The 23301-nt window shown below is 46.2% G+C and carries 19 protein-coding genes; 5 read left to right on the top strand and 14 right to left on the bottom strand.

Going from position 1 to position 23301, the window contains the following annotated elements:
* Window positions 1-9: 9 nt before the first annotated feature.
* Window positions 10-2952, bottom strand: coding sequence for an nSTAND1 domain-containing NTPase (locus RIC07_RS19140; RefSeq protein ID WP_446395930.1), 2943 nt, complete (start codon window positions 2950-2952; stop codon window positions 10-12).
* Window positions 2953-3073: 121 nt separating this feature from the next.
* Here RIC07_RS19140 and RIC07_RS19145 point away from each other — a divergent pair, with 121 nt between their 5' ends.
* Window positions 3074-3478 carry a CU044_2847 family protein gene (locus RIC07_RS19145; RefSeq protein WP_446395908.1) on the top strand — a complete coding sequence of 135 codons (405 nt, stop codon included), beginning with the start codon at window positions 3074-3076 and terminating at the stop codon, window positions 3476-3478.
* 306 nt (window positions 3479-3784) lie between these two features.
* Here the strand turns inward: RIC07_RS19145 and RIC07_RS19150 are convergent, their stop codons facing one another.
* Window positions 3785-4903: a hypothetical protein gene (locus RIC07_RS19150; RefSeq protein ID WP_446395909.1), complete on the bottom strand. Its 1119-nt coding sequence runs from the start codon at window positions 4901-4903 to the stop codon at window positions 3785-3787.
* Window positions 4904-5248: 345 nt separating this feature from the next.
* Between RIC07_RS19150 and RIC07_RS19155 the strand changes: the two genes are divergently transcribed.
* Window positions 5249-6790 carry an FAD-dependent oxidoreductase gene (locus RIC07_RS19155; protein ID WP_446395910.1) on the top strand — a complete coding sequence of 514 codons (1542 nt, stop codon included), beginning with the start codon at window positions 5249-5251 and terminating at the stop codon, window positions 6788-6790.
* Window positions 6791-7031: 241 nt separating this feature from the next.
* Entirely contained in the window at window positions 7032-8693 is a 1662-nt protein-coding gene (locus RIC07_RS19160; protein WP_446395911.1) for an adenylate/guanylate cyclase domain-containing protein, read from the top strand.
* 31 nt (window positions 8694-8724) lie between these two features.
* Here RIC07_RS19160 and RIC07_RS19165 read toward each other — a convergent pair whose 3' ends face one another.
* From RIC07_RS19165 to acpP, 11 genes are all read right to left on the bottom strand, one after another.
* Entirely contained in the window at window positions 8725-8943 is a 219-nt protein-coding gene (locus RIC07_RS19165; RefSeq protein ID WP_446395912.1) for a hypothetical protein, read from the bottom strand.
* Between the two features lie 159 nt (window positions 8944-9102).
* On the bottom strand, window positions 9103-9993 hold the full coding sequence (locus tag RIC07_RS19170) for a MazG nucleotide pyrophosphohydrolase domain-containing protein (RefSeq protein WP_446395913.1): 891 nt from the start codon (window positions 9991-9993) through the stop codon (window positions 9103-9105).
* A 3-nt stretch (window positions 9994-9996) separates the two neighbouring features.
* Window positions 9997-11169, bottom strand: a complete 1173-nt coding sequence (locus RIC07_RS19175) for a nucleotide kinase domain-containing protein (RefSeq protein WP_446395914.1) — start codon at window positions 11167-11169, stop codon at window positions 9997-9999.
* Window positions 11170-11191: 22 nt separating this feature from the next.
* Complete coding sequence (locus RIC07_RS19180) at window positions 11192-12013, bottom strand: thymidylate synthase (RefSeq protein WP_446395915.1); 822 nt, start codon at window positions 12011-12013, stop codon at window positions 11192-11194.
* On the bottom strand, window positions 12006-12887 hold the full coding sequence (locus RIC07_RS19185; protein ID WP_446395916.1) for an ImmA/IrrE family metallo-endopeptidase: 882 nt from the start codon (window positions 12885-12887) through the stop codon (window positions 12006-12008). The genes RIC07_RS19180 and RIC07_RS19185 overlap by 8 nt, the downstream gene beginning before the upstream one ends.
* The gene (locus tag RIC07_RS19190) at window positions 12884-13234 is read right to left on the bottom strand and encodes a helix-turn-helix domain-containing protein (protein ID WP_446395917.1); all 351 of its coding nucleotides are present in this window, start codon (window positions 13232-13234) and stop codon (window positions 12884-12886) included. Before RIC07_RS19190 ends, RIC07_RS19185 begins: the two co-directional genes overlap by 4 nt.
* A gap of 2 nt (window positions 13235-13236) precedes the next feature.
* Window positions 13237-13530, bottom strand: coding sequence for an acyl carrier protein (locus tag RIC07_RS19195; protein ID WP_446375138.1), 294 nt, complete (start codon window positions 13528-13530; stop codon window positions 13237-13239).
* Window positions 13531-13801: 271 nt separating this feature from the next.
* Window positions 13802-15820 (bottom strand): transketolase, encoded by a 2019-nt coding sequence (gene tkt, locus RIC07_RS19200; RefSeq protein WP_446395918.1) that lies wholly within the window; start codon window positions 15818-15820, stop codon window positions 13802-13804.
* Between the two features lie 194 nt (window positions 15821-16014).
* Window positions 16015-17565 (bottom strand): AAA family ATPase, encoded by a 1551-nt coding sequence (locus RIC07_RS19205; RefSeq protein ID WP_446395919.1) that lies wholly within the window; start codon window positions 17563-17565, stop codon window positions 16015-16017.
* A 69-nt stretch (window positions 17566-17634) separates the two neighbouring features.
* Window positions 17635-18891 carry a beta-ketoacyl-ACP synthase II gene (gene fabF, locus RIC07_RS19210; RefSeq protein ID WP_446395920.1) on the bottom strand — a complete coding sequence of 419 codons (1257 nt, stop codon included), beginning with the start codon at window positions 18889-18891 and terminating at the stop codon, window positions 17635-17637.
* A gap of 63 nt (window positions 18892-18954) precedes the next feature.
* A complete protein-coding gene (gene acpP, locus RIC07_RS19215; protein ID WP_006101784.1) occupies window positions 18955-19203 on the bottom strand; it encodes an acyl carrier protein in 249 nt (82 codons plus the stop codon).
* A 200-nt stretch (window positions 19204-19403) separates the two neighbouring features.
* On the opposite strand from acpP, the gene RIC07_RS19220 reads away from it, so the two are divergent.
* Window positions 19404-21032 carry a mechanosensitive ion channel family protein gene (locus RIC07_RS19220; RefSeq protein ID WP_446395921.1) on the top strand — a complete coding sequence of 543 codons (1629 nt, stop codon included), beginning with the start codon at window positions 19404-19406 and terminating at the stop codon, window positions 21030-21032.
* A 317-nt stretch (window positions 21033-21349) separates the two neighbouring features.
* Window positions 21350-21883 carry a hypothetical protein gene (locus RIC07_RS19225; protein ID WP_446395922.1) on the top strand — a complete coding sequence of 178 codons (534 nt, stop codon included), beginning with the start codon at window positions 21350-21352 and terminating at the stop codon, window positions 21881-21883.
* A gap of 201 nt (window positions 21884-22084) precedes the next feature.
* On the opposite strand, the gene RIC07_RS19230 is transcribed toward RIC07_RS19225, so the two are convergent.
* Entirely contained in the window at window positions 22085-23146 is a 1062-nt protein-coding gene (locus tag RIC07_RS19230) for an adenosine deaminase (protein WP_446395923.1), read from the bottom strand.
* Window positions 23147-23301: the final 155 nt, after the last annotated feature.

Here is a 23301-nt window from a genome sequence, read left to right on the forward strand (position 1 = left end):
CCGTGTTGATCAATCTTCATCTAAACTCCAGTAACTACAATCAACTTTCTCTTCAGGCTCAGGTGACGAGTTTAATTCTGCGCGAAACTTATCACTATAATTTGCTTCTTGCCAATTACAAGTAACCTTAACTTGAGCCGGAGTTAGGTCGGCTTCCGTGAGGTCGGCTCCTTGGAGGTTGGCTCCTTGGAGGTCGGCGTACTGGAGGTCGGCTCCACTGAGGTTAGCTCCACTGAGCTCGGCATAACTGAGGTAGGTATAACTGAGGTCGGTTCCACTGAGCTCGGCTCTATGGAATTTGGCTCCATGGAATTCGGCTCTATGGAATTCGGCTCCACTGAGGTCGGCTCCACTAAGGTTGGCATAACTGAGGTCAGCTCTATAGAATTCGGCTCCACTGAGGTCGGCTCCACTAAGGTTGGCATAACTGAGGTCAGCTCTAGTGAGCCCAGCTCCACTGAGGTTGGCATAACTGAGGTCGATTCCACTGAGGTTATTTCTATGGAGGTCTGCTTCTCGGAGGTCGGCTCTTTGAAGCAAATCACCATTTAAAGGACCTAGAAGCAAATCACCTTTTAAAGGACTTTGAGGCAAATCACCTTTGAAAGGACCACGAAGCAAAGCTAATTTTTTAACAGCCTCAATTCTTTCTTGTCTTGCTTGACTGGACTCCAAACCTTGGGTATTAATAAGGACTTTCCGGTATCTTTGGATTGTTATCTCTCTATAAATTCTATTACCAGTCCACCCCGTCCCGATCAAAGGGATAATCATAAAACCAACGATAATTTTGACTCGATTAATCTGTTTCCGTCTAACACTCGTCCCAATAAACTCCTTGGCAAAATTTGATAAAGGAAAGTTTTCTACCTGTTCCTTCTGAAACTCCCTAGCCTCTCTCAACCGCTTTCCCTGCAACAAATAATCCTTAGCCTTACCTCGACTTCGCCACTCTTCAGCCGCCGCTTCTATTTTCCGCTTTTCTCGCAGATTATCCCGACTCTCATTTAACCACTGTCGCAATAATATCCAATGGCGAATCAGCGCTTCATGTGCGACATCTACCACAACAGAATTGGGATTGAGAATTTTAGATATTTGATTAAGAGTTGATACCTCTTGTGTAACAATTAAACGAACATCCGCCAAACGCTGCACTACCCGATCAATCAACGCTTCAGAATGACGTGATGTCACTAAATCCGCTTTCAACACCCGCCTACGAGTATCTTCTGTTCCCTCTCCCAATTGCGTCAGCGACAGGAAAATATGCTTGGCTACTCCTTTCTCCTGCGCTGAGAACTCCTCGTAAACCTCCGTCGCCCGTTTCTGTAGCGTTCCCATTACCCCACCTAGCTGGGAATAAGTTGCCAAGCTTAAGCCATGATTGTTTCGCTTGTTCCACAACTCCATCAACGTGTATTGCAACAGGGGTAAACTTCCAGGGGAACTCTTCACATCAACAATCATTTGGTCTACCAATTCCGGTTCAACCGCCAATTCCACTCGTTTAGCTGGTTGAACAATTGCCTGTTTTAATTCTTCCGGTTTCATCGGTGTTACTGTTACGATGTTGTGCTGAATCTGTTCCCCCAATCCGCTATAGTTTCGTTCAACACATTTCCCGAAAAAATCAGCACGCATGGCTAGGATAATGCACAGATTTAACCCACTCTCTTTAACGGATGAAGCGGAGGTTACACCCAATAAACACTTAAAAAATAACTCTCGTTCTTCATCATCCTGACAGAGGGTAAATGCTTCCTCAAACTGATCAATCACCAACACCACGCGAGGAGCAGTAGACGCTTGCACTAATCGCCGTAACCCTGCTGCACCTTCAGCTAATAACTCCTCTCCTTGCTTTAACTGTGCGGCTCTTTCAATTCCTGATGCTTCCGTTGAAAGAAACGCCAGGGCTAAATTCTGCAAAGGATGTTCACCGGGGGTTAAAATTCGTACCTCCCACTGTTCACTCCCCGACAAACGACGTCCCAATTTAAGCTGATGCAGTAATCCCGCCCGCAGCACTGATGACTTCCCGCTTCCTGATGCTCCTAAAATGGCTAAAAAATTCCCTTGTCGTACCTTATCTAACAACTCATCCGTGAGTGCAGTACGCCCATAAAAGTATTTTGGGTCTTCCTGATTACAATCAAAATAGGCTAATCCTTTGTAAGGACAAATCGCTGGTTGGGGTACTTCAATAGACTCTGATACGGCTACTGACAAGCGACGGGTTAGGTTAATCGGTTCCCCAGAATTGGCAAAAATCGGACGTTGGGGAAAGGGACAATCAAGTTGATTGAGGAAATCTACTAAGGTGTAATTACTCACCCACCGCTCTGATTGGGGTTCCAGCGCCTCTAGTAACGCCGCCGTGAACGCACTATGACTCCCATCAATTCCCTCATACGCCACCTCGAACTCTCGTGATGCGGCAATAAAACAGCGATCGCGTCCTTTCCCTCGCTCCCCTGGATCAGCTTCAGCAAAATTGAGAACCTCCCCACTGTAACAGCAATCCAGGATAATAATTTGCTGGCGCACCTCACTTGCAAGCAGCAACCGACGTAACCACTGGAGAGATAATCCCCAGTTTCCCACCTCCGGATTCACATCACTGCTAGCTAAAAAGCCGTCCTGAATCCCCCGATTTTTCCGCAGTCCATGCCCAGAAAAGTATAATATCGCAGTATCAGGGACAGACCGACCCTCTGGCATAAACAATTGTGCGATCGCGTCTTCTAGCTGACTCAGTGTTACCTTAGTTTTCTGACCCACGCGAATCCGGTTATTCTGCTTATCCTTAACCCCTGGGAGTCGCGTTACTTTAAACTCACCATATTGTTCCAATCGTTGAGCGATCGCTTCAGCATCTCCCCCTGGTGCTTGCAGGGGATTAAATCGCTCATACTTATTTATGCCAACAACCAAGGCATCCCGACTCATCGCCAACAATCGTTATCCGTGTTATTTCCTAATCATGACAAACTTTCGGCTCATCGTCCCGAACGGCTGTCGCCCTCGAAAGTATGATAAACAATAACCAGTGCCACCCCATCAAATTATCATGCCTCAGCTCATCCCCATTCAGCTCGACGATCAAACCATCATCTATATTGAAGCCACGGAAGACGTAGACGTTCCAGACATCACCACAGACGAAGAGGAAGAAGGAGAAGGAGAAGATGCCCCAGTTTCCAAAAACGCTCAAGTCGTCAAAGATCAAAGGCAAATGGTGCAGAATTTCCGAGCGATTCAAGGCACAATTCGAGCGTACACAATCTACACCTTAAGTGCCTTTAAAAAAATGGCGATCGCGAATGTCAACAAAGTCACCCTAGAATTTGGTATCGAACTGGGTGGTGAAGCTGGCGTCCCGTATGTCACCAAAGGAACGGCTAAAAGCAACCTAAAGATTACCGTCGAATGTTCATTTCCGGACTCAACTGAACAGGACGCTAACATCAAATAAGTGTAACTTGCAGATGACGGTTGGAAGACAAACCCAATCAGATAAATCCGCTTCAAATTAAGCTAGAAACCCCTCACCCCCAGCCCCTCTCCCACTCTGGGGAGAGGGGAGCAAGAAAGGCGTTACGTTGCAGGCGTAGTCACCTAAATTTTTCATCATTAATTGTTCCAATTCCCCTTCTCCCTTGAAGGGAGAAAGGGTTAGGGGATGAGGGTGAAACGCTCCCCCTGTGTTTGTTTCGAGGGTGTTGAATAACATGCGTCAAGCCAACCGACAAAATCCGCGTCAGAAAAACTTTTTACACGGCTACATCGATGAATAAACCTGCTGTGCCATTTCCCGCAATAATCGCTGATTATTTTGATAGACTTCCAGATACAAATTCGCCGAGTTACCTTCATCCACTTGCAAACGATAAACCGTATCGCCACGACGGAAGGAATTCTCTGGATCATTCTGCCTATGTTTCACAGTAATCGCATCTCCTGTTCGCTTCGATTGTCCCAAATAATATTGACCCGACTCACCCGCACAGATAGCAAAACGATAGTTGTCCGTTTCCCCAGCCGTCCTTAAGCTAGTTTCTTGGGGACATTGGTTATATAATCCCCTCTGTTCTAACTCAGCTAGCCGATAATAGGCTGTGTCTCCAGGGTTTCTAATATAACCCGTTTGTTGGAGAAATTTGCGTAAATCCTTAAAGAATGATTCTCTGTCATTTCCTTGATAAGCTTGACGAACACGTTGCCAGCCATCTTCGCTTTGACCAAGCATATACTTATCCGCTAAATAAGCGGCTAATGCTCCTCTAGCCACACCAGGATAATCAGTTTCTGTATAACGCTGCCAGAGTTGATAGGCATCATTGTAGATCAGTTGCGGATAGCTGCGCGTTACATCTACCATCTTGCCATTGCGATACTGCCAAATTTGCAAGGGATAGGATGAACCAGCATAAGACGTAAAAGCGTAGGCAAAGCTATCATCCCGCGTCAAAAATTCAAGAATGTTATCTTGATTTAAGTCCTTAAATTCATAACCCGCATTCCCCCAAAACTGTTCGGTTAGAGTATAGGCATCTTGAGCCGCATCGTAGCGATAAATCATAGAAACCCAACAGCAATGCGCTCCCCCCGTATAGATGTCTAAAATCACTTCGGGTTCGGGGTTAATGTCTAAGTTGCGGACTTGCAAATCCGTCAACCGACAAATCAAAAAATCGTCTGTTGATAGCGATTGATTCAGGACGTTTTCTCCATCCCGACTGATTTGCAATTGGGGATTCTCTAAACAAAAGTCTTGGCTTTGATAGGAAAACTCAGCTCGAACGTTTCCCGATTCGGCGGTTTTGGTTTCGGCTACAACTGGAGTTGCGAATCCCATAGAGGCGATAGCGATAATAGCTAATAAAAATAGTTTGTTCATTTTTCAGATTTAAAACAAGGGAACAGCGAACAGAAGGAATTGAGGGTTCAACTTTAGAGTTTGTAGTCAGCGCTTTAGCGCTGCTGGCACGCTTCGTGCCTACTACGAACCCAGCTTAAATCGAATGTCAACTGACTTGAGAGTTTGTAGTCAGCGCTTTAGCGCTGCTGGCACGCTTCGTGCCTACTACGAACCCAGTTTAAGTCGGTGTCATTCTGCCTAGGTCATGTTTTACTGAACCGTTATATCATTGCCTTGTTCCTTACCCTCTGCCCCTCTGCCTTCTATCTTTAACGCCTCGCAGATTAGGATGTAGAGGGAGCATCTGTGCCAAACGAGAGAGTCATGAGTCAAACTGAACACATTCTTTCCCAACTACCGGGAGATGTCTTGGCAGGCTTGCGGAAGGCTGACCAATTCTGGCAAGCGTTGCGAGACGGTACCACGTCGATTCCTCAGGTGGTTAAGGAATCAACAGAACCCTTGGGAACCGTCGATTGGGATATCGTTATCTGTGGCGGTACCTTAGGCATTTTCCTGGGTGCTGCGTTGCAAAAGCGAGGCTGGCGCGTCGCCCTATTGGAACGGGGAATTTTGCGCGGGCGAGATCAAGAGTGGAATATTTCCCGCCCAGAACTTGATGTATTCCTGGAACTTGACCTGTTATCGCCTGAAGAATTAGAGGACGCGATCGCATCTGAGTATAACCCAGGTCGGGTGAGTTTTTTGGGGGGAGAGGATGTCTGGGTGCGGGATGTCTTGAATATTGGCGTTGACCCAGTTTTCCTCCTGGATACCCTCAAGTCCAAGTTTCTCGAAGCTGGGGGTCAGCTTTTAGAAAAAACGGCATTCGAGGGGGCGGTGATTCATCCTGATGGGGTGCGCGTCGAGGCGGCGGGTGGGTTAAACACCCGGTTACTGATTGATGCAATGGGGAACTTCTCTCCCATTGTTAAACAAGTGCGACAGGGGGAAAAACCGGAAGGGGTTTGTTTAGTTGTGGGTAGTTGCGCTCAAGGCTTTACCCAGAATGATACAGGAGATTTAATTGTCTCTTTTACACCCATTCAGAATCAGTGTCAATACTTTTGGGAAGCCTTTCCCGCCAGAGATGGCAGAACCACCTATTTATTCAGCTATCTCGACGCCCATCCCCAACGCCCCAGTTTGGGGTTTTTTATGGAGGAATACTTCCGGCTATTGCCCGACTATCAAGGGGTGGAACTCTCCCAACTTGATTTTAAACGAGTGTTATTTGGCTTCTTCCCATCCTACAAAGACAGCCCCATCAGAATGCCCTGGAATCGAATTTTGCCTGTGGGTGATAGCAGTGGCGCTCAATCTCCCGTCAGTTTTGGCGGATTTGGTTCGATGGTACGTCACCTCAAACGTTTAACAGAAGGCATCCAGGAAGCCCTTAGCGGCGACATTTTGACCCAAGACGCCTTGAATCTACTGCAACCCTATCAGCCGAATATTGCCGTTACCTGGATGTTTCAACGGGCGATGAGTGTGGGCGTTGAGCAAAATATACCCCCCAATCAAATCAATGCGTTGCTGAGTGGCGTTTTTCAAACAATGGCACAGTTGGGGGATGACGTACTGCGTCCTTTCCTGCAAGATGTGGTGCAGTTTTCTGGATTATTCCAAACCTTAACACTGATTTCCCTAACCAAACCGGGACTGGTGACGCCTGTGATTCCCCAAGTTGGGTTAACCACCCTGTTAGATTGGATGGTGCATTACATAAATCTGGGTGTCTACAGTGGCTTATATCCATTAGGACAATTCATGAGCAAACCCGTACATCAATTACCCCCAACCCCCCAATACTATTACCACCGTTGGTTGGATGCATGGCGCTATGGTTCTGGGGGGGATTATTAATCTAACTTGGTACAGGAGGGTGGGGGAGATGGGGGAGATAATGCAAAATTTAATCAGGGCGGGTTCTGCACAAACGTTATCATACAATCGCAAAAAGAAAATCCCTAAACCCACCCCGACAAAACAGGTTCCCCGAAGGTCATGAAGGGTCAAAACTTGATTGCTGGCTCATTGGTCATTGGTTATCGAAAGGCGCTTTAGGACTAAGGACAAATGACGAAGGACTAAATAAGAACGGATTATGAAGATATGGAAGCGCCTGACTGGAGGTGGGCGCAAACTTAGCATCACCACCAAGTTTGCGTTGGCATTTATTGCGCTGCTGTTGTTGATTGGTATTGTGTCAATGACAGGCTTTGTCTCGCTGCGACAAATGCGTAATGAGACCAAAGCGGTGCTTCTGACCAGTATTGAAGTTCAACGACGCGGGTTTGAAATGGATGCCGCGTTACGCAATGCCCGTCGCGTGGAAATTGATTTCTTTTTACGGTGGCCCAGCATTAATTTTTCCAGTACCAATCTGAATGAGTTTCGCGACAAACACCGCCAAGAAATTGAAAAAGTTATCGATATTAGTAGCCAACTGCAAGAGCTTCTGGCTCAGGTTCAGGGGGGGATATTTAAACGGCAGAGTAATCCGGATTTAGTCGAGTATGTGGAAATTGTTGAGCAATATTCTCGCAGTTTCCAGGAAACGGTGGGGTTGGTGAGTAATTTGGGAATTGATAATGTTGGTGTACTCGAACAACTGGAACAAAATTTAACTCTATTGCGGAATCGCTTGGAACTAGCAGAGGCTCAAGAGTTTCTCGGATTAGTTAATCAAATGCAGTCCTATGAAAAGGAATATTTATCTACTCGTGAACCTGCCAGAATGGAGTTGCTGACTAAAACAGCGCAACAGTTACGTGAGCAAATTAACACCAGTGCGAAATTTAATGAGACAGAACGGAGACAGGCATTGAGATATCTCGATGCTTATCAATCGGTTGCTGAAGAGATCGTTCGACTCGATAAGGAAATTCAGGACAAAATTCGCAATTTTGATCAACAGGCACAGGCACTAGCCGATAAATTAATCGACTTAGCAGATGCGGAGGCGGATCGAGCGCGTCGCACGATTAATGACACCAGTTATACGGCGACGATATTATTAGTGGCGGCTGTATTGGTCGCATTAATTGCGGCAGTAATTATTGCCAGACAGTTTGCTTCGGCATTAAAAACATTGGATCGGGAAACTGCAAAATCCGAACACTTACTACTGAATGTTTTGCCAGAACCCATTGCCCATCGTCTGAAGCGAGAAGAACGAACGATCGCGGATCACTTTAATGAGGTGACGGTACTCTTTGCCGATATTGTCGGGTTTACCGAGTTGGCGTCTCACACCTCGCCGATTGAGTTGGTTGAGATTTTGAATGTGATTTTCTCGGAGTTTGACCAACTGGTTGAGGAACACCATTTAGAAAAGATTAAGACGATTGGTGATGCCTATATGGTGGTGGGCGGGCTACCGATGCCCATGCTTAACCACACCGAAGCGATCGCGGATATGGCGTTGGATATGCAACGGGTAATTGAGCAATTTTGTCAAGAAACCGGGAAATCCTTTAGTATTCGCATTGGCATTCATACTGGACCGGTGATTGCGGGGATTATTGGGATTAAAAAGTTTATTTATGATTTGTGGGGAGATACAGTAAATATTGCCAGTCGTATGGAATCCCACGGCTTACCAGGGAGTATTCAGGTAACGGAAGACACCTATAAGCGCCTCAAGCATCGCTATTATTTTGACGATCGCGGTCCGATTCAAGTCAAAGGGAAGGGGCAAATGAATTGTTATTTGCTCACGGGGAGAAAGCAGAATTCGCCAACAATTGAATATATTGACTTATGAGCATTGATGGTTGACTGGGTATTATTACTCATTAGCGGCGACAGAACCACCTAAACAGGTTGATGTCGCCTTGCATTTTTTGGAGTTCCTGTTGGTGACGTTTGGCGGTTTGGCGATACCATTGGCAGTAGGACTCGAATTCTCGACGATACTGCGTTTCTCGGTGGAACTCTTGAGCGAGTTGGTAGGTGGCAAAACTATCCGCAGCAGGTGGAGGGGTGGGAACAATTTGGCGGAATTCCTGTGACATGGGGATGAGAGGGTATGGGGTTGGGTTCAAGTCAAATCGCCCACGGCGTTTAGTTTAGGGTATCTCAGATTCGCTGGAGTGTCCAAGGCGCGATCGCTGTTGCTTCAAATAGTGAGTGATAAATCCTGAAAATTGAACATTCTTTTACGAGTCAAGCTGTCACTGTGGCTGATAAGTTATGGAACGTATATCGAGATCGACAATAACTGCTCCCCCTCGATTTTTCTCTACTTGACGCCATACATCGTAGCCCATAAGAATGGCTTTTTCCCAATCACCGAGCGAACATCGATCAACTTCTAGGTGAGAAGTCATATTTTTAATAGTTTTGAGCAGTTGGTAATCAAGTGCGGCAATTCCTTCCAAGTAATTATGATCCTTGGCATAGCTGAAAACAAGCGCTGATATACCCTCTTCAATTGCCTTAGCGCGACCACCGTCTTCAACCTCATCAACTTTAGGATTACTTTTACGTTTACATCCAAGTAGTTGACGAGTAACCGGAGACCAACCTAAAACCCCAGCGTATGCGAGGTGGAAAACATCGTGAAAGCGGTAACCATCATTAGCATAGGAGTTGTCGGTGAGGTTGTTTCCAATCTGTTTTTCGTTGACAAATGCTTGCATTTTCACTGAGTTATCATGGCTCACCTCAGTAATCTCTACTGAAAACTGACTTGGTAAACATTCGTCTTTTGGAAAGTCCCTGTCGAATATATATCCTATAGCGTTAATATCTGTATGTTCTGAATCTCTCCATCCCCAACGGTCATGACACTTTTGAAGATTGCATTCTGCAATTTCTCCTAAATCAAGATCAAATTTGCTGGCTACGTTGGCAACATACCAAAGCAAATCTCCTAATTCTTCTGCAATACCCTCTTTGAATAATTTGTGAGCGTCTCCATCACGGAGGTACTTCTTGTATTCAGTAAGCAGTGAACCTGCTTCACCGACCAAACCCAACAGAGGTACGATTATTTCGTTTCCACTATTGGTAGGAATCCGATCGCTCTTCAATGCTTGTTCTTGATACCTGCGAAACTCCATTATTCACTCCTTGAAGTTCGATTTTGATTTAGCTTGGGTAGCCGCTTGGGTTATTCTGTATTCTCTGTATTCTTTAATCGCTTGATTAATTCCCCACTTAGGCGGATACCAGTAATCAATTGGTTCTCTACGAGCTGAATACTTTTGCTTTATACGAGTTCGACCTGATATTCCGGAAATTTCCGGATGCCTAATCCGTGAATATTTATCAACCTCGCAAAATAGATTTTGGCAATCAATTAACTGTAATTTTCGTCCAAAGAGGTACTGAAAATCAAGACCTAATCGCTCGAACTCAAATTCTTGAATATCCGCCATGAACTTGATTATTTCTGGCTCATTTAGACCACCCAGATCTGCAAAACATTTCCGAATACCATCAAGCGCACCCGGACCAGGAACTACGAAACTCATTTCATCGAAATTCGTAATTTCGCTGTAATTGACATCTGTTATAAACTGGTATGCTAGAAAGTCACCGATAGTAGGATATTCACGCAAGAGGTCAAATCCTCTGTGCATATTTGCTGCATCTGCAAGTTTCTTTGGCAGTTCATCAACCATCATCCGCTCAATCAACTTGAGATGGTTACGGTGTTTTCTTGTATGACCAAGTATTTTTCCTCCTGAAGGCATGATGTAGGCGGCTGAATAGATTCTTTGACTGTTTTCTATGGCTTCGGTAAGAATTTTGTCATAGCGTTTAAAAGAATAGTCTGCGTAGATAATATTGCCAAGTTTACTTTCTAAAAGTTGCCATGTTTCAATCTTATTAAAAATCTTAAACAGAATGATTCTGAAAAATACTTCCTCTGGAGTTGGAGGGAGATCGTCGCGGTAGATAACATGACGGATCAGATATTGGCTGGTGCGATCTGATGCTCGGTAGGCATTGGTAAATTTGAAGGTGGAAAGGATTGGATCGTTAGTCCAAGGCATTGGTTTTTCCACAAACTTTTTGAAAAAAATATTCTGTCTTTCTGCGGCGAAACGCCAGTAGGTATCAAAAACCACGGTGGGTTTTGCAGGCAGAATGTGGGAGTATGCAGCAATATCTATACTGTCATTTATTTTGGGTTTACCATAGTTACCTAAGTCAAGACTTAGTTGTTCATCAATAGGTTTGTTTTGGCGATCGCTTTTCAATTGTCCCCGCATTGGTTGTTTGGCTGCCATATTATGTTCTGTCCGTTGGTGGTTAGTCTGTCTTTGAGAGTATCACTTCTCGACACACTTCTATGACTGGAGTGAGAATACGGGATTTCTTAGCAATATTCTTTTCCTTGCCAATATGCTCTAGCTTGGCTACACCGACAAAGCAGTTCATGCGGCTAAACGTTAGCCCCATTTCGTGAGCCATAAAGTTTCCTAGTTTGCAAAGTCCTAAGTAATTACCGTAGGCTTTATTGAGTAGCTGCTGTGTTGCATAAAAAGCGTTCAGCGTCAGCGTTTTTCCCTGTGGAACAAAGCTGACGTGTTGTAGACAGGGAAAAGGGAGATAATAATCAGGAACATGGTCTTTTATCGGATCAAAAATTGACGCCTGAAACATACTTTTCCTTACTCCTGGTCGTGCCTGGTACTGAGTAATAATGTATTCAAGTTGGTTTACTTTAGGTTGATCATCAGAACCAAAGGCAATAAGTCTTTCAAAGTAAAGACCACGGCTATTTTTCTTTTTACAATGTTTTATAGCTTTAGCCCTGGGAAGAAACTTGAGATATCGTTCAAAAAACTCCTGGCGCTGGTACTGAGACCGTTTCCATAGAGATTCAGGGAAGATAGTATTCGCAACCGTATGGATCTCTTGATCACCTGCATCAGCAAGACACTTGTCAAGCGACTGTCGAATCTCTTGATCCTCGTTCGGTATACCATCATTGAAGCCTGTGATGCTCACAACAAGGGGAGAAATCTTCTTACCAGAGTAATCCTTATCATCGGTAACGAGCAAAAATGCTCTTGCCCAAGCATGGGAAAGGTTTGTTTCCTCGAAAAGGCGAGCTGAACTGTTACTCATCTTCCACCTCCTCAAGATGTCGGTATTGACTTAGACCAATAAATTGATAGCGCGAGACACGAACAAAGACAGCCCATCCGGTGTCACGGCAATAAACCCGCACAACGCCGGGACGGTTAGCCTTGAATAGGCGTCCTTTCGGGTGATTTTCTTCAAAGGTGATAGTATCATTTGCTGCTTCCGCACCAGTTGGAAGCAAAAGGAGACTTCCAACTTCGGCATCAATTGTGGGCATTGACCAGTGTTCGTCAGCGATAATCAACGGATCAGTAGATAGACGCCCAAGAACCTTCTCACGGATAGCCTTGGGCTTTGTTTTGAGAAGCGTACTAGCCCTTGAAGAAGAGAGCATTTTGAGAGAGTAAGCCATGTGAGTAATTAGGGTTTCGTACCCAACACCAAAACTACAGGCAACTGTAAAAACTTGTTCTGGGGTTGCTGAATCCGCATTCCATCCCCGCGAAACAAATGCTTTCCGCACGCCTAAAACTGGCATGAGCAAAAATCCAGCAAATGAGTTAGCTAAAAACTCCTCTGGTTGAAAAGCTTTAGACCTTTCTGATTCTTCTATCAGTTCATCGATAGTTGAACCATGTCCAAAGACGTGATGACCGAGTTCGTGAGCGCAGGTAAAGATGCGTCTGGGGAGAGGGCGTAATGCAGAAAGCAAGATTATCGGCTCTGCTTCTCGGAGATAGATACCCTCCATACTGATGTCAACAAACTTGACCCTCACATTAAGTTTATCGCACAAGCCGTAAATGCAGAGTGGACTTTTGTTGTCAAAACCTGCATTCCTCCGCACATCGATGGCTTTTTGCTGGGCTTGTTGTGCCAACACCTTTCTCTGATTTCTCAAAGTCTGATTCCTCAAAGTACTTCTCCCCCTCTACGCATCGAAGCAAGTATTGTTAAAAGTCGATCAAGATCATCTGGCTTAAGCTTTCGGAGTTCTCTAGCGGCAAGCTGAATCTTGTCGTCATGGATATCAAGCTTGTCTGCACCCTCTCCAAGTAACCATGACACACTTACGTCATAAATTTCAGCCATCTTCGTGATCTCATCAGCAGAAACCTTTCTATTTCCAGCTTCCGCTTCCGTAATTGAAGGGCGATGAAGACCAAGCATCTTAGCCACTTGAGCTTGAGAAAGTCCCGCCATCTTGCGAGCTTCACGCAAGCGGGCTGCAATAATTGACTTCTTCTGTTCTTGATGACTCATACCTAAGTCTCTCCTGTGTTGACAATCTTACAGACTACCTCAACGGACTGATCAATGGTGAGCGACTGCTTGCCGTCCTGTGAAAGACCTATTTTGTGAATCTGATTACTGGGAATCTCCACGTTGAGCTTGTCAGCTAGCATATTAATCGCCTCAATACACAGGAGACTATCAAACCCTTCCAGGTCAGTCATGGGACAGGTTGTTCCTGAGATTGGTGTTTCTCCATAGCCGCTATCGGTCTGGATTTCTGTGAGTACTTCTATAAATTGTTCTTTTACATCCTCTGGATTCATGATACGGACTTGTATATTACCAATGGTAAGCTTATCTTACCAAATTAAAGATGAACTGCCTACCTTAGGCAAGCCAAAACATCGTAGAGACGTTCTCTGGCGGTTCAGCAAAACCCTTCCTACGGGGTCTGTCTTTACAAACTGAAGTACAAGGAAGCTATACTACCAGGCTCGGTATTATAGCTCCCACACCCAAAAAGGCTCCCTAGAAACAGAGAGCCTTTCTGATTGTAAGGCACGGCAATGCCGTGCCTCTACGAAATTACTATCCCTAAAGCGCCTTAGCCTTAGCCACGATATTATCCACCGTGTAGCCAAACTTCTCTAAAGCAACGCCACCGGGAGCCGATGCGCCAAAGCGATCAATACTAATCGTGTCACCTTCAGCGCCAACATAGCGACACCAGCCAAAGCTAGAACCCGCTTCCACCGCTAACCGCTTGGTTACGGCTTTAGGTAATACGGATTCGCGATAGCTTTCATCCTGTTCCTCAAACAGTTCCCAACTTGGCATAGAAACCACGCGAACTTTCTTGCCATCACCCCGAAGTTGTTCTGCTGCATCAACGCAGATGTGAACTTCCGAACCGGTGCCAATTAAGATGATGTCAGGTGTGCCATCGCTATCCGATAGGATGTAAGCACCTTGGGCGACAGCATCAATTGAACTTCCCTCTAGATTAGGTAGCCCTTGCCGAGACAGTGCTAATAGACTAGGTGTTGCTAAACCCTTGGCAGGTTTTGCCTTCTCAACCGCTACCTTGTAGGCACCAGAGGTTTCATTGCCATCCGCAGGACGAATCACGATTAAGTCGGGGATCGCTCGCAGGGTGGGAATATGCTCAATCGGCTGGTGCGTGGGACCATCTTCCCCTAATGCCACGGAGTCATGAGTCATAACCCAGATTACCCCAGCATGGGATAGGGCAGACAGGCGAATCGATGCCCGCATGTAGTCGGTGAAGACTAAGAATGTGGCACCATAGGGAATCAAGCCAGACTTATGCAGGGCAATCCCATTACAAATCGCTCCCATGCCATGTTCGCGAACCCCAAAGCGCAGGTTGCGGTTTTCATACGCACCTTTTTGGAAATCCTTGGAGGATTTCAGCAAGGTTTTGTTGGACGGGGCTAAGTCAGCCGAACCACCAATGAGTTCTGGTAGTACCCCAGCCATGGCGTTGAGGGTTGCGCCCGATTGATTCCGAGTGGCATCTTTTTTATCCTGGGGAGTATAGGCGGGTAGGGCTTTGTCCCAGCCTTCGGGTAGCTTACCGCTAGCCATCCGTTCCAATACGGCAGCTTCTTCTGCGTATTCGGCTTTATAACGGGTGAAGAGTTTATTCCACTCTTCTTCGTACTCAGCACCGCGATCAACTGCCTTGCGGAAATGCTTCAGGGCGTCTTCGGGTACCTCAAATTCTGGATACTTCCAATCCAGATGTTCACGAGTGGCTTTCACTTCATCGGCACCTAACGCCGCACCATGGACACCGTGGGTATTGGCTTTATTGGGGGAACCGAAACCAATGGTGGTGGTGACTTTAATTAAGGAGGGCTTATCGGTAACCGCTTTAGCCGCTTCAATGGCTTTGTGAATCGCGTCCAAGTTGGTGTTACCATCGGGAACATGTTGGACATGCCACCCATAAGCCTCAAAGCGCTTGCCTACATCTTCGGTAAAGGCAAGGTCGGTGGAACCATCAATGGAGATATGGTTATCATCGTAGAGGGCAATCAGTTTGCCCAATCCCAGATGTCCCGCGACAGAACAGGCTTCTCCAGATACGCCTTCCATATTGCAACCATCACCTAAAATGACATAGGTGTAGTGGTCGATAATTTGGCAATCGGGTTTATTGAATTGGGCGGCTAAATGTGCCTCTGCGATCGCTAACCCCACACCGTTGGCGATCCCTTGTCCTAACGGTCCAGTGGTGACTTCTACCCCTTGAGTCATGAAGTTTTCTGGGTGACCGGGAGTCTTGGATTCCCACTGACGGAACTGCTTGAGATCATCAAGGGTGATGTCATCATAGCCGGTCAGATAGAGCAAGGCGTACTGTAACATACAGCCATGACCCGCTGACAAAACAAAGCGATCGCGGTTTAACCAGTTGGGGTTTTTCGGGTTGTACCGCATCAGCCGATCCCACAGCACAAACGCCATCGGTGCTGCGCCCATTGGCAATCCGGGATGACCGGAATTGGCTTTCTCTACGGCGTCTATCGCCAGAAAGCGGATGGAATTAATACAAAGTTCTTCGAGAGATTGGGTTGCAACGACCATAGGTGTTATCTAATGACTCCAGGAAACTAGGGTTTAACGCAAAATTTTTTCCGTAAAGCGAGGGTTACTCTTTCCCCAAGGATACACTTATCATCCCATTAGGGGGATCGATGATCAAGACTGCTTGGTATAAGCTTGGCTAAAATTTGGCGATTGGGGGTTAGTCTGGTAAATCGTGGGGAGTAGGGGTTGGCTCATCCCCGAATCACTACAACGGCGCGATCGCCTGGAGTAATTGCCGATGCTGTGGTGGTACGCTGGGCAATAGGCGGCAATCCCGGACGTTGGTCGAAAATCACCAGCCATCCCCAATCAAGTCCTAACCCTGCCAAATAGCGATCAATCTGCTCCAATCCCGCTTTAATCGGGTCTGGGCGTCCCTCCCGCCACACCTTCAACTCCATCGCCAACGTGACATTCCCATAACGCAAACACAGATCCATCCGATCTGTACCAATAGCATACTCCCGCTCTAGGGTACCCCCCCCATTCACCACCCGATGCAAAAATGCCATCAACACCAAATGGGGCGCAATCTCATGATAGGGCGCACTTTTGAGTAAGGGTTCTCCATGCTGACGCCAAAACCGGAGAAACGCCTCCAGAAGTTGCTCCGAATCCAGTTTTCCTTCACGAGTTAGCCAACTGGGGTGAATCACAGGCAAACTATCCTGGGGTCCACTTGCCAATACTCTGGGTAAAACTTCCCGGTAAATCGGATTCGCTGGCGTCAACCCTCCAGCCGGATGGCGCACCACTAAGCCTAAATCCACCAAAAACTGTCGGTCATCATTCGGTATATTCCCCAATTCTTGTCCTGCTAAAATCGGCTCCAGAATGACCCGTACTCGGTCTTCCCGCAACAGGTGAGCTAAACTATCCAGATGGGTATCTTGCCGTTGAATCAAAATTTCCTTGGCTTGTTCCAAATGATCAACGGTGATCACCTGTTGCAGATCAGGCACAATAACTTCCACAAGTTGTCGGGCGAGGGCATTCACCAACCAAGGTTGTCCTTGAGTCAATTCAAAAGCCCGTTGTATCGCTTCGGGGGAAAAAACTTGACCTGTTTCAGTCGTGTGTTGTGCATATAGCTGGGCAACTTCTGTGGCGGTAAAATTCCGTAGCGTCAGGGATTCTACTTTAATATTGAACGGGCTAGCGGTGTTCAGACGCTTACTCCCCCCAGATGCTACTTTGTAATCCCGCACATCCCGCACGCCAATTAGCGCCAGAGCGTGGGGGAATCCCTTTGGTCGCTTCGGATAGCCATTTCGAAGTTGGCGCAACAGGGCGATTAAGGTTTCATCTTGCAGAGCATCAATTTCATCGATGAACACAACCAGGGGACGGGAGGACTGTTGCGTCCAAGCACTCAATGCCGCCCCAATCTGTCGCCCTGGCTGAGAGGGCGTCCAGTCTGGAGGATGGAGATCGGGGGGTAGCCAAAAGGTGGCATCCTCTTTCCAGGCATCCAGGATTGCCCGTTCTGCTGTTCCCGGGTCATGGGGAAAAGCCGCGCCCACTTCTGCGGATACCATGACCGCCGTATAGCGTCCACTGGCGGTAAGCTGTTGTGCCAGCGCTAGCATGGCAGTGGTTTTACCTGTTTGCCGGGGCGCATGGATGACAAAGTAGCCCTGCTGCTCAATTAGTCGGTCTAGCTGGGGTAGCCGATCTAGGGGGGAGAGCATATAGTGTATGTCCGCTTTGCACGGACCTGCCGTGTTAAACCATTTGGGCATGGGCGGACGTTGGGCAATATGGCAAGGGATGGGGGATGTAGAGACGTAGCATGCTACGTCTCTACGTCTCTACAAAGGTTTGTACTTCTTGAAGACTAAGGTGACATTATGACCGCCGAAGCCAAAGGAATTCGATAGCGCCACATCGACAGTTTGCTGGCGGCTTTGATTGGGGACATAATCGAGATCACAGTCTGGATCAGGATTTTCTAAATTAATCGTCGGCGGAATTTGGTCATGGGCTACCGCTAAAACAGAGGCGACGGATTCGATTCCTCCAGAACCGCCTAGCAGATGACCCGTCATCGATTTGGTGGAACTGACGGCAATTTTGTAGGCATGATCGCCCAAAACCTTTTTAATCGCCGTTGTTTCTGTGGGATCATTAACGGGTGTACTCGTGCCGTGGGCATTAATATAGCTGACATCTTCAGGCGACAATCCCCCATCCTTAAGTGCCAACTGCATTGCCCGGACTGCCCCTTCACCACCGGGTACGGGTGAGGTCATATGATAGGCATCACAGGTCATGCCATACCCGACCATTTCGGCATAAATACGCGCCCCTCGACTCAAGGCGTGTTCTAGTTCTTCTAGGATTAAAATGCCTGCCCCTTCACCCATGACAAAGCCATCGCGATCGCGATCAAAGGGGCGACAGGCGTGTTCGGGGTCATCATTGCGGGTAGACAGGGCTTTTGCCGAGGCAAATCCCGCTACGGATAACGGAGTTACAGCGGCTTCCGTTCCCCCACAAATCATCGCCTGGGCATACCCCCGTTGAATCAAGCGAAAGGCATCTCCTACCCCATGGGCGCCAGAGGCACAGGCGCTGACGGTACAAGTATTTGGTCCCTTTGCCCCGGTATGAATTGCCGTAAGTCCGGCTGCCATATTGGCAATCATCATCGGAATCATAAACGGACTACAGCGATCGGGACCCCGATTTAAGTAGACCTCTTGTTGGTCTTCCATGACTTTAATCCCGCCAACCCCGGTGCCAATGACGACGCCCACCTGTTCTGCGTTCAGTTCATTAATGACAAACTTCGCATCCGCGATCGCTTGTTTGCTAGCCGCGACTCCAAATTGGGCAAAGCGATCCATCCGCTTAGCTTCTTTGCGATCCATATAGTCATGGGGATTAAACCCCGTGACTTCGCCAGCAATTCGACAGGCATGGCGCGAGGGATCAAACCGGGTAATCGTACTAATCCCATTACGCCCACGTAAAAGTCCGTCCCAATACTCTGCTAGGGTATTGCCGATGGGAGTGATCGCGCCCAAACCTGTAATAACAACGCGCTTGAGTTCAATGTTTGTCATGATGCCAATAAAACAGGGAAACTGCCCGATAACGCAGAACTTGGTTGAGAAGACAACCGCTGATTAAGCCGCCGCTTCTGTTTTTGAGCTGATATAGTCCACAGCCGCTTGGACTGTGGCAATCTGTTCGGCGGCTTCGTCTGGAATCTCGATATCGAACTCTTCCTCTAAAGCCATAACCAATTCCACCACGTCCAAGGAGTCGGCGTTGAGATCATTGGCAAAGTTAGCTTGAGGGGTTACGTCACCGGGTTCAACTTCCAGTTGTTCCGCAACTATTTTTTTGACTCTATCGAAAATTTCTTGGTTCATTTACTTGTATACCTCAACCGACTTGCTAGAACGTTATCAAGTTATGTTACTTGGTTCCTTTGCATTTTCTCATCTTATCCGAAAGGGGGATCATCAAACCCATCGGTAGTCGCTTCTCCAACTGGCATCCAGTTGGGCTAATCATCATATCATGTTCATGGTACTTGCGAAGAGAGAAGCAAGCTACGTGGCAATCCACCATGAACATCAACACTCTGATTCTGTTCACTGCATTTACTGTCATTCCCTTACAGACCATTGGGTTCGTTTTGGGGAAGCTAGCGATCGCCGCCCTGGGTGCCTGTCTCCTCTATGTCCTCTTATTTTATGGGCTGCGCTCCATTTTTCGGAAGTTTGAGAGCGATATTGCCCTCGTCACCCTGAATGTCTCTGCCTATCCCATCCTGACGATTTTCATTCTGGTCAGTTTAAAGGTTTCCTTTGCCGATCTTGATTCTGGGGATACCATCGGCTGGTTTGATCGCCTGTTGACTGCTGGCATTATTGTGGCAGTCAGTTATTGGTTGATCCAGTTATTTATTCAAGTTTTTGTCTACTACCTCAAAGATTACGCCCGACAAACAGAAGCGATGTGGGACAACGTGCTGCTGCCTCTCCTGGAAGGGGTTGTCCCGTTTGTGATTTTTCTTTTGGCTAGTGCCTTTGTTCTCCAATCCTTTGGTGTTGATTTAACGGGGATTTGGGTCACCTTAGGTGGGGCGACGTTTATTATCGGGTTTGCGGTTAAAGATATTTTAGCGAACTTCTTTAGTGGAATTGTTCTATTGATTGATACGCCATTTCAATTTGGTGACATTCTGGAGTTAGAAAATGGCTCTATTGGTATGCTGCGAAAAATTGGCGTGCGCGTGACTCAACTTTATATATTTGATGACCGCAGTGAAGTCTATATCCCCAATAGCGTTTTACAAAGTCAATTGATTACCAATTTAAGTCGCCCGATTCCCCATCACTTCTACGCATTGCCGATAGAAATACCGCCTGAATGTGATTTAGAGCAAAGTCAGCAGCTCATGTGGGAAATTGTTTTTGCTCATCCGGATACATTAGGAGATATTGATAAAAAATTAAGCCATATCGATGATTTTTTTATTGTCGATAATTTAGGGACTAATTTTATTTACAAAAAAGAAGTGAGTCGTCAGCGTCTACTTCTGGAAAATGATGTCAACCTCAAACTCGAAGATATTGAGCAAGGGTTAGAAGCCCTGATGGTAACGATTCAATTTGCCGAAAAAGGCGGGTTAAATATTGAAGAAATTGAAACGATCCAACAAGAATATGAGGATGTTCTTCAACAAGTGGGTTTAGAAGTTGTGCAAAGACTGCAGAATAAACGGATTATCTTTGAATTGGAAGAAAATGAATCGCAAGACACATTAATTGGTTTGGTGCGGGAATGGTATCGCATTTGGTTAAGAGATCCAGATTTGCGCGATGAAGATCAATATATTTTACCTGACGAATGGGAGCGAAAAATTGAACTGTTAAAACGACGATTTCAACGAGTTTTTCAGAAAATTAGTAATCCTCATCGGGAAGAAACGCGGCTCGATGATTATGTCATGGATTTAGTGAAATGGTTGCGGGAGCGATTTAAACAAGCTAGAAGTCAACGGCAAGAACCGAAAATTAGGATGAAGGGAACATCCCAATATGAGGGGTTTACCTTAATTAAATTCACCATTGAATTCTATTTGGATAATGCTAAGTTAGAAGACTTTAGACGGGGCAGTCGCGTAAGTAGCGAAATTTATCAAGAAGTAATGCGACATGTTAAAGATAGTTACCCCCCGGTTAAACCCTAAACAAAAGCGCAACAAGGCAGAAAGTTTTAGGACTTCAAGGGAAATTGAGGAACTTTTTCCGAAAGGTATAAGTCTAGTGGCTCAGAGTTTTCATCTGTGGCTAGCCGCGACACCCGCCAATAAGTCAAGTTATTAGCTTATAGCTTAAGTCAATTAAAGTTAACTGTTGAGATGAGGGAACAGGGAACACCTCGACTTCGCTCGGTGTGTAACAGGGAACAGGGAACAGTAAGGGTTTGAGGGCGATTTACTTGCACTTAATACAACACCGTTTTCTTTTGTCCGACTACTTATCTGCAAATCAAGTAGGCATGACTATGAAATTTAATCAGAGAATTAGATGGATGGGTATAGCGTTAGCAAGTGTAACCGTAGCCTGTTCAGCAACATCACAGACAATAGGTAACTCAGCGATTCGTACCGATAAATTAAGCTACTATGCCGAGATTGCAAATAATCCTAAACCAGGGGTTAAATTGATAATTGAAACTGAATATACGAATACGACAGGCAATACTGTTTATTTAATAGGTTGTCACCAACCATCTGCGCCTCAATTACAAAAATATAGGGATGGGGAATGGGTAACGGTATATTCTCCGGTAGAGAATTACTGTTTAAGTCCGCCTTGGGAAATTGCTCCGGGAGAGACATACCGAGATACTTATCAGGTTTATGGTTATTTGCCTGGATATAATGCTGCACCTACGTTTGACGCTCCCATTCCGGGTCGGTATCGATTAGTTCGGGACATTTATCAACAATTATCTGATCCGGTCAATGAAGCCGAATTATTACCGTTGTCGGAACGTATATCGAATGAATTTGAAATTATTAATGATGTTGAGTAAGTCGGTGGACACAATTAACGTTAACTGTTGAGATACTGTCTTTGATATTATCTTTGCTTAAACAGGAGGAAAGGGCGACCCGATCAAATTGAGTGGACTACCGTTGTTAATTGATGCAAGCGGGTCGCCCCTACAGGGTGTTGATTTATGTTAGCGGATCGCCCCTAACAAGCGTTAATTTATGTTAGCGGGTTCGACCACTTAATCTTTGGTTCTGGGCGTACCATTAGCGGCGACAACCTCGTCTCTGGGATTTTTCAACAATCCGGTTAAGAGAGAGGCGGGATGCTGTTGATGGGGCCAAGCAAAGGCGTGACGAAAGGCGGCATCTTGACAGGCTTGCATTTGCTCAAAATCAATAATATCTTGAGTTAATAGGTTTTCGTACTCAAAGGGTAAGCGCACATTATTTAATCCGGCGTTATCGGTACAAATGGCAATGTCAACCCCCGCCTCGAAACAGGAATCAAAGACGACTTTCAGTTGATAAATATCCTCCAGGGTTCCTGTTTTTATGTACGTCGTGGGACAGACTTCTAAACATTGCTGGCGCTGGGCGACATCTTTTAACAACGCTGGATACTTTAAGGGAATATGAATTCCATGACCAATCCGCATTAAATAGGGTAACAGTTCCGGATAACAACCGTCGCTGGTTTCGTAGAGATGACCGGTTGTATTCAGACCGAGCGATCGCGCATACTGATAGAGTCCGACAAATTCTGCTAGCCGTTCCCCATAATGGGCATCTCCTCCTGCCAAATCCACCCCACAGACATAATCCTTCCTTTGGGCGGCGAGATCTACAATTGCCTTATTCACCGCATAGGGAAGCCGCGCATGCATACAAAGAATTTGACTGGTTACCATCGGATAATCCTGGACTTGACTGGCTTGTCCGACAATCTCCACAATCTGCGCCATCTGATCAATCCGTTCTGATTGACTCAACTGTTCCGATGTGCGTAAATAAGGCGTATACCGCAGTTCTAAATAGGCTAAATTCTCAAAGATATACGCGCCGCGAATTAAGCGATAAATAAAATAGGGTAAGGTTTGCGCCGTTTGTACATGTTCGACTAACGTGTGCAGTTCCAAATACTCATCTAATGTATTGCGCGATCGCGTGTAAAATTCCTCAAAGTCGTCATAGTCGGCAAATTTCTGGGTCAACGGATCAGTTTGACGTTGAAAATATCGCCAGAGAATCCGAGGAACCACTGAACCCCCCAGATGACGGTGTAACTCTGCGTATAATGGCATACAATCTCCTGGTCGTTTTCAGTCTTGGCTGGACAGACATGTCACCACGACTTAGATCAACGGTAGCCTTTGTAAAAAAAAATTGCAGCAACTCTAATTATTGCAACAGTAATTTACAATTCCCCTTTTTCCATTTTCACCAGCTAGAATAACCT

Source organism: Coleofasciculus sp. E1-EBD-02 (genome assembly GCF_040218245.1).
Taxonomy (GTDB): Bacteria; Cyanobacteriota; Cyanobacteriia; order Cyanobacteriales; family Coleofasciculaceae; genus Coleofasciculus.

Excerpts from the sequence above, each read along its gene's own strand:
- RIC07_RS19140 (WP_446395930.1), bottom strand. The coding sequence starts at position 2,952 with ATGAGTCGGGATGCCTTGGTTGTTGGCATAAATAAGTATGAGCGATTT.
- RIC07_RS19145 (WP_446395908.1), top strand. The coding sequence starts at position 3,074 with ATGCCTCAGCTCATCCCCATTCAGCTCGACGATCAAACCATCATCTAT.
- RIC07_RS19150 (WP_446395909.1), bottom strand. The coding sequence starts at position 4,903 with ATGAACAAACTATTTTTATTAGCTATTATCGCTATCGCCTCTATGGGA.
- RIC07_RS19155 (WP_446395910.1), top strand. The coding sequence starts at position 5,249 with ATGAGTCAAACTGAACACATTCTTTCCCAACTACCGGGAGATGTCTTG.
- RIC07_RS19160 (WP_446395911.1), top strand. The coding sequence starts at position 7,032 with ATGAAGATATGGAAGCGCCTGACTGGAGGTGGGCGCAAACTTAGCATC.
- RIC07_RS19165 (WP_446395912.1), bottom strand. The coding sequence starts at position 8,943 with ATGTCACAGGAATTCCGCCAAATTGTTCCCACCCCTCCACCTGCTGCG.
- RIC07_RS19170 (WP_446395913.1), bottom strand. The coding sequence starts at position 9,993 with ATGGAGTTTCGCAGGTATCAAGAACAAGCATTGAAGAGCGATCGGATT.
- RIC07_RS19175 (WP_446395914.1), bottom strand. The coding sequence starts at position 11,169 with ATGGCAGCCAAACAACCAATGCGGGGACAATTGAAAAGCGATCGCCAA.
- RIC07_RS19180 (WP_446395915.1), bottom strand. The coding sequence starts at position 12,013 with ATGAGTAACAGTTCAGCTCGCCTTTTCGAGGAAACAAACCTTTCCCAT.
- RIC07_RS19190 (WP_446395917.1), bottom strand. The coding sequence starts at position 13,234 with ATGAGTCATCAAGAACAGAAGAAGTCAATTATTGCAGCCCGCTTGCGT.
- RIC07_RS19195 (WP_446375138.1), bottom strand. The coding sequence starts at position 13,530 with ATGAATCCAGAGGATGTAAAAGAACAATTTATAGAAGTACTCACAGAA.
- tkt (WP_446395918.1), bottom strand. The coding sequence starts at position 15,820 with ATGGTCGTTGCAACCCAATCTCTCGAAGAACTTTGTATTAATTCCATC.
- RIC07_RS19205 (WP_446395919.1), bottom strand. The coding sequence starts at position 17,565 with ATGCCCAAATGGTTTAACACGGCAGGTCCGTGCAAAGCGGACATACAC.
- fabF (WP_446395920.1), bottom strand. The coding sequence starts at position 18,891 with ATGACAAACATTGAACTCAAGCGCGTTGTTATTACAGGTTTGGGCGCG.
- acpP (WP_006101784.1), bottom strand. The coding sequence starts at position 19,203 with ATGAACCAAGAAATTTTCGATAGAGTCAAAAAAATAGTTGCGGAACAA.
- RIC07_RS19220 (WP_446395921.1), top strand. The coding sequence starts at position 19,404 with ATGAACATCAACACTCTGATTCTGTTCACTGCATTTACTGTCATTCCC.
- RIC07_RS19225 (WP_446395922.1), top strand. The coding sequence starts at position 21,350 with ATGAAATTTAATCAGAGAATTAGATGGATGGGTATAGCGTTAGCAAGT.
- RIC07_RS19230 (WP_446395923.1), bottom strand. The coding sequence starts at position 23,146 with ATGCCATTATACGCAGAGTTACACCGTCATCTGGGGGGTTCAGTGGTT.